Source organism: Methylibium sp. T29-B, assembly GCF_000576225.1.
Lineage (GTDB): Bacteria > Pseudomonadota > Gammaproteobacteria > Burkholderiales > Burkholderiaceae_C > Methylibium > Methylibium petroleiphilum.
Genome location: NZ_AZSN01000178.1, coordinates 1 through 6,786 on the forward strand (window position 1 = coordinate 1; position 6,786 = coordinate 6,786).

7 protein-coding genes are annotated in these 6,786 nt (G+C 69.7%); all 7 read left to right on the forward strand.

Annotation, left to right across the window (positions count from 1 at the left end; translation table 11 throughout):
- The first annotated feature begins 403 nt into the window (after positions 1 to 403).
- Positions 404 to 892, forward strand: coding sequence for a DUF1097 domain-containing protein (locus tag Y694_RS18690; RefSeq protein ID WP_011829204.1), 489 nt, complete (start codon positions 404 to 406; stop codon positions 890 to 892).
- Between the two features lie 90 nt (positions 893 to 982).
- Complete coding sequence (gene tpx, locus Y694_RS18695) at positions 983 to 1,492, forward strand: thiol peroxidase (protein WP_036235263.1); 510 nt, start codon at positions 983 to 985, stop codon at positions 1,490 to 1,492.
- Positions 1,493 to 1,707: 215 nt separating this feature from the next.
- Complete coding sequence (locus tag Y694_RS18700; RefSeq protein WP_036235264.1) at positions 1,708 to 2,763, forward strand: ATP-NAD kinase family protein; 1,056 nt, start codon at positions 1,708 to 1,710, stop codon at positions 2,761 to 2,763.
- A 15-nt stretch (positions 2,764 to 2,778) separates the two neighbouring features.
- Positions 2,779 to 3,765, forward strand: a complete 987-nt coding sequence (locus tag Y694_RS18705) for a thiamine pyrophosphate-dependent dehydrogenase E1 component subunit alpha (protein ID WP_011829201.1) — start codon at positions 2,779 to 2,781, stop codon at positions 3,763 to 3,765.
- A 47-nt stretch (positions 3,766 to 3,812) separates the two neighbouring features.
- The gene (locus Y694_RS18710; protein WP_011829200.1) at positions 3,813 to 4,826 is read left to right on the forward strand and encodes an alpha-ketoacid dehydrogenase subunit beta; all 1,014 of its coding nucleotides are present in this window, start codon (positions 3,813 to 3,815) and stop codon (positions 4,824 to 4,826) included.
- Positions 4,826 to 5,941, forward strand: a complete 1,116-nt coding sequence (locus Y694_RS18715) for an acetoin dehydrogenase dihydrolipoyllysine-residue acetyltransferase subunit (RefSeq protein WP_011829199.1) — start codon at positions 4,826 to 4,828, stop codon at positions 5,939 to 5,941. The genes Y694_RS18710 and Y694_RS18715 overlap by 1 nt, the downstream gene beginning before the upstream one ends.
- Positions 5,942 to 5,960: 19 nt before the next feature.
- Positions 5,961 to 6,704 carry a lipoyl protein ligase domain-containing protein gene (locus tag Y694_RS18720; RefSeq protein WP_152543550.1) on the forward strand — a complete coding sequence of 248 codons (744 nt, stop codon included), beginning with the start codon at positions 5,961 to 5,963 and terminating at the stop codon, positions 6,702 to 6,704.
- Positions 6,705 to 6,786 lie beyond the last annotated feature (82 nt).

The following is a 6,786-nucleotide window of genomic DNA, read 5'->3' on the forward strand; positions in this document are numbered from 1 at the left end:
CCGCGTGCTGGGCGACGACCCGGCGCGCGTGCTGCCGTCGCTGCAGCGCGCGCTGCAGGCCGGCCGGCAGGCCCCCACGCCGGCGCCGGTGCCCGTGCTGCCGCACCCCTCGCTCGCCATGAGCGTCGCACCCCGGCCCTTCTGAGCGACGGGCGTCGCTGCGACAGGTGTGTCTCGCACCGATGCGCCGGTGCGACACCGGCCCGCCGTGCGCCGCGGCGGGCCGCCCGCGAGGCCGAGATTGTGGCGACGCCACCACGAACACGCACCTCTCGCCCGGGGCTGTTGTCGCGCCGGCCATGGGCATGGCGATTGCACCTTCAGCCCGCCTGCGAACAGACAGGTGCGGCCCGCGTCCCGCGGGTCGACGAACGAGTGCATCCACCCCAAGGAGACAAACCACATGAATGCATTGAACGCGATCTCGCTCAGCGTCGGCCTCTGGGTCGGCATCTGGTGCTTCGCCACGCTCGGCTACCTGGAGCCCAAGGTGATGACCTGGATCACCTTCCTGACCTGGGCCTCGTTCTACGCCGCCGGCGGCGGCAAGGCCGGGCTCGTGAAGGCGATCGCCAGCGCCTTCGCCGGCACGCTGATCTCGGCGGCGATCGTCTGGCTCAACGGCCAGCTCGGCGGCGGGGTGCAGGGCGTGGGCCTGGTGATCTTCAGCCTGCTGCTCGCGGTGCTGGGCTGGGCGCTGTGCCAGCTGTCGAAGGTGGACCTGTTCAGTTTCATCCCCGGTGCCTTCATTGGCGCGGCGTCGTTCTTCGGTGCCGGCGCGCCGCTCGACGGCAAGCTGGGCTGGGTGCTGGTGTCCATCGTGTGCGGCGCCGTGATGGGGCTGATCTCGGAGCGCGTGGGCCAGGCGATGACCGCCAAGGCGCCGGCCTGAACCACGCCGGCATCGCACGATGACGACCCGCAGCGGCGGCACGACGGCACGCCGGCCGCTGCGGATTCCCGGCCCCCCTGGAGAACGCCCGTGACGCGCCTGACCCTCAAGGGCTCCCCCGTCTACACCGAAGGCCACCTGCCGGTGGTCGGCCACGAGGCGCCCCGGTTCACGCTGACCGGCAAGGACCTGGTCGACGTCGGCCTCGAGCAGTTCGGCATGCAGCGCAAGCTGCTCAACATCGTGCCCAGCCTGGAGATGCCGACCTGCGCGGCGTCGCTGCGCCGCTTCAACGACCACGCGCGCCAGACCCCCGGCAGCGTGGTGCTGTCGATCTCGCACGACCTGCCGTTCGCCGCGCAGAGCCGCATCGACGCGGCGCAGCTCGACCGCGTGGTCGCGCTGTCGCTGTTCCGCAGCCCACATTTCGCGCGCGCCTACGGGGTCGACATCGTCAGCGGCCCGCTCAAGGGCCTGACCGCGCGCGCGGTGCTGGTCCTCGACGGCCACAACCGCGTGCTGCACGCGCAGCTGGTGCGCGAGATCACCGACGAACCCGATTACGCGCTGGCCGCCGCCGCGCTGACCCGCAGCGCCTGAGCGCGACCGATGCGCCGGCGCGACGGCTGTCGCATCGGGCCTGTCACACCTGTCTCGCTGCGACGCCGGAACGCCGCTGCGGCGTCTTCCGTGAATCGCACGGCCGCGGCGCAAAGCCAGCATCGGCGCGGCCTGCAGCCCGATCCGCAACCGTGATCCCGGCATGGCACGCGGCTTGCGCTGAAGGCCGCATCACGAAATCAGGAGACTTCCGAATGTCCGCTCCCGGAGCGACCCCGGCGCCTTGCATCGGCATCATCGCGAACCCGGTGTCGGCGCGCGACATCCGCCGCATCATCGCGAACGCCGGCAACCTGCAGATCACCGATCGCGTGAGCATCGTGATGCGGGTGATGAGCGCCGCCGGGGCGATGGGCGTGAAGAAGGTTTTGATGATGCCGGACAACGGCGGCATCCGCGCCATGCTGACGCGCAATCTCAAGCGCGAGCACGACATGCACCACGCCTTCCCCGCGCTCGAGTTCCTGGACATGGAACCCACGACCACGGTGAACGACACCTTCACCGCGGCGCGCCTGATGCGCGCGGCCGGCGTGCGGGCGATCGTCGTGCTCGGCGGCGACGGCACGCACCGCGCGGTGGTGCGCGAATGCCGGGACGTCCCGATCGCCGGGCTGTCCACCGGCACCAACAACGCCTTCCCCGAGATGCGCGAGTCCACCATCACCGGCATCGCGGTCGGCCTCTATGCCTCGGGCCAGTTGAGCGACGCACAGGCGCTGATGCCGAACAAGCTGCTCGAGGTGTCGATCAACGACGGCGAGCGGCGCGACATCGCGCTGGTCGACGCGGTGATCTCCACCGACCGCTACATCGGCGCGCGCGCGGTCTGGAAGACCGAGAGCCTGGCCGCCGCCTACCTGACGTTCGCCGAGCCGCAGGCGATCGGCCTGTCGGCCATCGGCGGGCTGCTGCAGCCGGTCGGCCGGCGCGACCCGGGCGGCCTGGCCATCCAGCTCAGCGAAGACCCCGCGACCCGCAGGCTCCAGCTGCTGGCGCCGATCGCGCCGGGCATGGTGCGCCCGGTCGGCATCGCGCATTGGGAAGCCATGCCGGCCGGCCAGCCCTTCACCGTGGCGCTCGACGCCGGCGTGGTGGCGCTCGACGGCGAGCGCGAGCTGACCTTCGACGCCGGCGAGCGCGTGGAGATCACGCTGCGCGAGAACGCTTTCCCCACGGTGGACGTGGCCCGTTGCATGCAGCTCGCTGCGAGCGAAGGCCTGTTCCGCCTCATGACCCACCCAGCCTAGATAGGAGACAACACCATGGCAGGCAAGAACCCGTTCCCTCTGAGCAAGGAAGCGCTGCTGAATTGCTATCGCTCGATGCGCACGATCCGTGATTTCGAGGAACGACTGCACGTGGACTTCGGCCGCGGCGACATCCCCGGCTTCGTGCACCTGTACGCCGGTGAAGAGGCAGGCGGCGTGGGCATCATGAGCCACCTGGGCGACGGTGACCGCATCGCCTCCACGCACCGCGGCCACGGCCACTGCATCGCCAAGGGCGTGGACGTCGTCGCGATGATGAAGGAGATCTACGGCAAGAAGGGTGGCTGCGGCAACGGCAAGGGCGGCTCGATGCACATCGCCGACCTGTCCAAGGGCATGATGGGCGCCAACGGCATCCTCGGCGCCGGCGCACCGCTGATCTGCGGCGCGGCGCTGGCCGCCAAGTTCCGCAAGAAGAACGAGGTCGGCATCTGCTTCGTCGGTGACGGCGCCTCCAACCAGGGCACCTTCCTCGAGAGCCTGAACCTGGCCGCGGTGTGGACCCTGCCGGTGATCTTCGTCGTCGAGAACAACGGCTACGCCGAATCGACCTCGCGCGATTACGGCACCGCGGTGGACAGCTACGTCGACCGCGCCTCCGGCTTCGGCATGCCCGGCATCACGGTGGACGGCACCGACTTCTTCGCGGTCTACGAGGCCGCCGGCGAAGTGATCAAGCGCGCCCGTGAAGGCGGCGGCCCCTCGCTGCTCGAAGTGAAGATGGTCCGCTTCTACGGCCACTTCGAGGGCGACGCGCAGACCTACCGCGCCCCGGGCGAGCTCGACGACATCCGCACCAACCAGGACTGCCTGCTGAAGTTCAAGGCGCATGTCACGAAGGCCGGCGTGATCAGCGCTGCGGAACTCGAGGCGATCGACAAGGAAGTGGCCGCACTGATCGAAGACGCGGTGAAACAGGCCAAGGCCGCCCCGCTGCCCACCGCCGCCGACCTGCTGACCGACGTGTACGTGTCCTACTGAAGCGCGCGCACACCACAAGACACCCGAACAGACCCAGGAGACATTTCATGGCCAGAAAAATCAGCATGAAGCAGGCGATCAACGAGGCGCTTGATCAGGAAATGACGCGCGACCCGTCGGTGATCGTGCTCGGCGAGGACATCGTCGGCGGCGCCGGCGGCCAGGGCGAGATGGACGCGTGGGGCGGCGTGCTCGGCGTGACCAAGGGCCTGTACGCCAAGCACGGCGACCGCCTGATGGACACGCCGCTGTCCGAGAGCGCCTACGTCGGCGCGGCCGTCGGTGCGGCCGCCTGCGGCATGCGTCCGGTCGCCGAACTGATGTTCATCGACTTCATGGGCGTGTGCTTCGACCAGATCTTCAACCAGGCCGCCAAGTTCCGCTACATGTTCGGCGGCAAGGCCGAGACGCCGGTCGTGATCCGTGCGATGGTCGGCGCCGGCTTCCGCGCCGCCGCCCAGCACAGCCAGATGCTGACGCCGCTGTTCACCCACATCCCCGGCCTGAAGGTGGTGTGCCCGAGCACGCCGTACGACACCAAGGGCATGCTGATCCAGGCGATCCGCGACAACGACCCGGTGATCTTCTGCGAGCACAAGAACCTCTACGGCTTCGAGGGCGAGGTGCCCGAGGCCTCGTACGCGATCCCGTTCGGCGAGGCGAACGTGGTGCGTGAAGGCAAGCACGCCACCATCGTGACCTACGGTCTGATGGTGCACCGCTCGCTCGACGCCGCCGCCACGCTGGCCAAGGAAGGTGTCGAGGTCGAGATCGTCGACCTGCGCTCGCTGTCGCCGATCGACATGGACACGGTGCTGGACAGCGTCACGAAGACCGGCCGCCTGATCTGCGTCGACGAGGCCAGCCCGCGCTGCAACATCGGTACCGACGTGTCGGCCCAGGTCGCGATGCAGGCCTTCGGCGCGCTCAAGGCCCAGATCGAACTGGTGTCGCCGCCGCACGTGCCGGTGCCCTTCTCCCCGACCCTCGAGGATCTCTACATTCCGTCGGCCGCGCAGGTCGCCGACGCGGTGCGCCGCACCATGAAAGGAAAGCACTGATGTCCGGCATCACTCCCATCGTCATGCCCAAGTGGGGCCTGTCGATGTCCGAAGGCACCGTCGTCGCCTGGCTGGTCGACGTGGGTGACGAGATCGAGGTGGGCACGCCCATCCTCGACGTGGAAACCGACAAGATCGCCAACGCGGTCGAGGCGCCGGACCCCGGCGTGCTGCGCCGCAAGGTGGCCAGCGACGGCGAACTGCTGCCGGTGAAGGCGCTGCTCGGCGTGATGGGCGGCAGCGACGTCAGCGATGCCGACATCGACGCCTACATCGCGTCCTACGTGATGCCCGCGGCCGACGAGGACGACGAAGCCAGCGCCGGCCCGGCCTACCTGTACGCCGATGTCGACGGCACCCGCATCCGCTACGCCCGCAAGGGTGCGGAAGACGGCACCCCGGTGCTGTTCATCCACGGCTACGGCGGCGACCTGGACAACTGGCTGTTCAACATCGACGCCGTCGGCGAGAAGAGCCCGGTGATCGCGCTCGACCTGCCGGGTCACGGCCAGTCGGACGCCAAGCTGCCGGGCGCGAGCCTCGAGGCGCTGGCGGACTTCGTGGCGCGCTTCATGGCCGTGATCGACGTGGCGCAGGCGCACGTGGTCGGCCACTCGATGGGCGGCGCGATCGCCTCCCAGCTGGCGTTGTCGCACCCGAAGCGCGTGGCCTCGCTGAGCCTGATCGCCAGCGCCGGCCTCGGCCCGGACATCAACAACGGCTACACCGAGGGCTTCGCCAACGCCGCATCGCGCCGTGACCTGAAGCCGGTGCTGGAGCAGTTGTTCAAGGACCCGGGGCTGGTGAGCCGCCAGATGGTCGACGATGTGCTGAAGTACAAGCGCCTCGACGGCGTGAGCGAGGTGCTGGCCACGCTGGGTCGCGGTCTGTTCGCGGCCGGGCGCCAGGCTTCGCAGCCCGGTCTGCAGCTCGAGTCGACCGGCAAGCCGGTGCTCGTGGTCTGGGGTCGCGACGACCAGGTGGTGCCGGCGGCCCATGCCGGCAACGCCCCAGCCGGCGCGACGGTGGAGGTGTTCGACGACGCCGGCCACATGGTCCAGATGGAACGGGCCAACGACGTCAACCGGCTGCTCAAGCAGCATGTGGGCGGCTGAGTCGCACCACGCCGCACCGATGGTCGAACCGTCGGTACGGCGCCAGTTCACCCTGCTCGACGGCGCGCCCGCCGACAGCGATGGCGTGGCCATCGAGCAGGCGCTGCTGCAGCGCGCGGCCGAAGGCGTGGCCGTGGCGCACGTGTGGGAGGCCACGCCCGGCTTCGTGGTGCCGGCCTCCTACAGGCGCTTCGAGCGCTTCGAGGCCGCCTGTGCCATTTTCGCGGCGCAGGGTCTGCCGGTGCAGGTGCGTTGCTCGGGCGGCGGACTGGTCCCGCAGGGGCCGGGCATGGTGAACCTCAGCCTGGCGTGGCGTACCCACGCCGCCATGGGTTCGGCTGCCGATGCGGTGTACACGGCACTGTGCCGCCTGTTGCAGGCGAGTGCAGCCACCTTCGGCATCCTCGCGACGCCGCAGGCGGTGTCGGGTTCGTTCTGCGATGGCCGCTACAACCTCGCGGTGAACGGTCGCAAGGTCGCCGGCACCGCGCAGTACTGGCGGCGCGCCAGCGCGTCCGAGCAGATCGTGCTCGCCCACGCCTGCCTGCTGGTCGACGCCGATCTGGACACGCTGACCCGCCATGCGAATGCCTTCGAGGCCGAGATCCGCAGCGACCGCGTCTACCGCAGCGACGCCATCACCAACCTCGCCCGCGGCTCCGGCGGCCCGGTGCCGGCCGGCGGCACGCGCCGCCGCATCACGCCGCCGCACGTCGTGAGGCTGCTGCAACAGGGCGCCAGCTCCAGCACAGTGCTGTGCTGACACGGAGCCTGTCATGACTTACGACCCGCTCGCCAAGCAGAAGGCGCAGGCCAAGACGGCGCGCATCCCGATCAAGGTGGTA

What these genes read in the sequence shown, in the direction of transcription:
- Y694_RS18690 (WP_011829204.1), top strand. Translation starts at nt 404, where the DNA reads ATGAATGCATTGAACGCGATCTCGCTCAGCGTCGGCCTCTGGGTCGGC.
- Y694_RS18700 (WP_036235264.1), top strand. Translation starts at nt 1,708, where the DNA reads ATGTCCGCTCCCGGAGCGACCCCGGCGCCTTGCATCGGCATCATCGCG.
- Y694_RS18705 (WP_011829201.1), top strand. Translation starts at nt 2,779, where the DNA reads ATGGCAGGCAAGAACCCGTTCCCTCTGAGCAAGGAAGCGCTGCTGAAT.
- Y694_RS18710 (WP_011829200.1), top strand. Translation starts at nt 3,813, where the DNA reads ATGGCCAGAAAAATCAGCATGAAGCAGGCGATCAACGAGGCGCTTGAT.
- Y694_RS18715 (WP_011829199.1), top strand. Translation starts at nt 4,826, where the DNA reads ATGTCCGGCATCACTCCCATCGTCATGCCCAAGTGGGGCCTGTCGATG.
- Y694_RS18720 (WP_152543550.1), top strand. Translation starts at nt 5,961, where the DNA reads ATGGTCGAACCGTCGGTACGGCGCCAGTTCACCCTGCTCGACGGCGCG.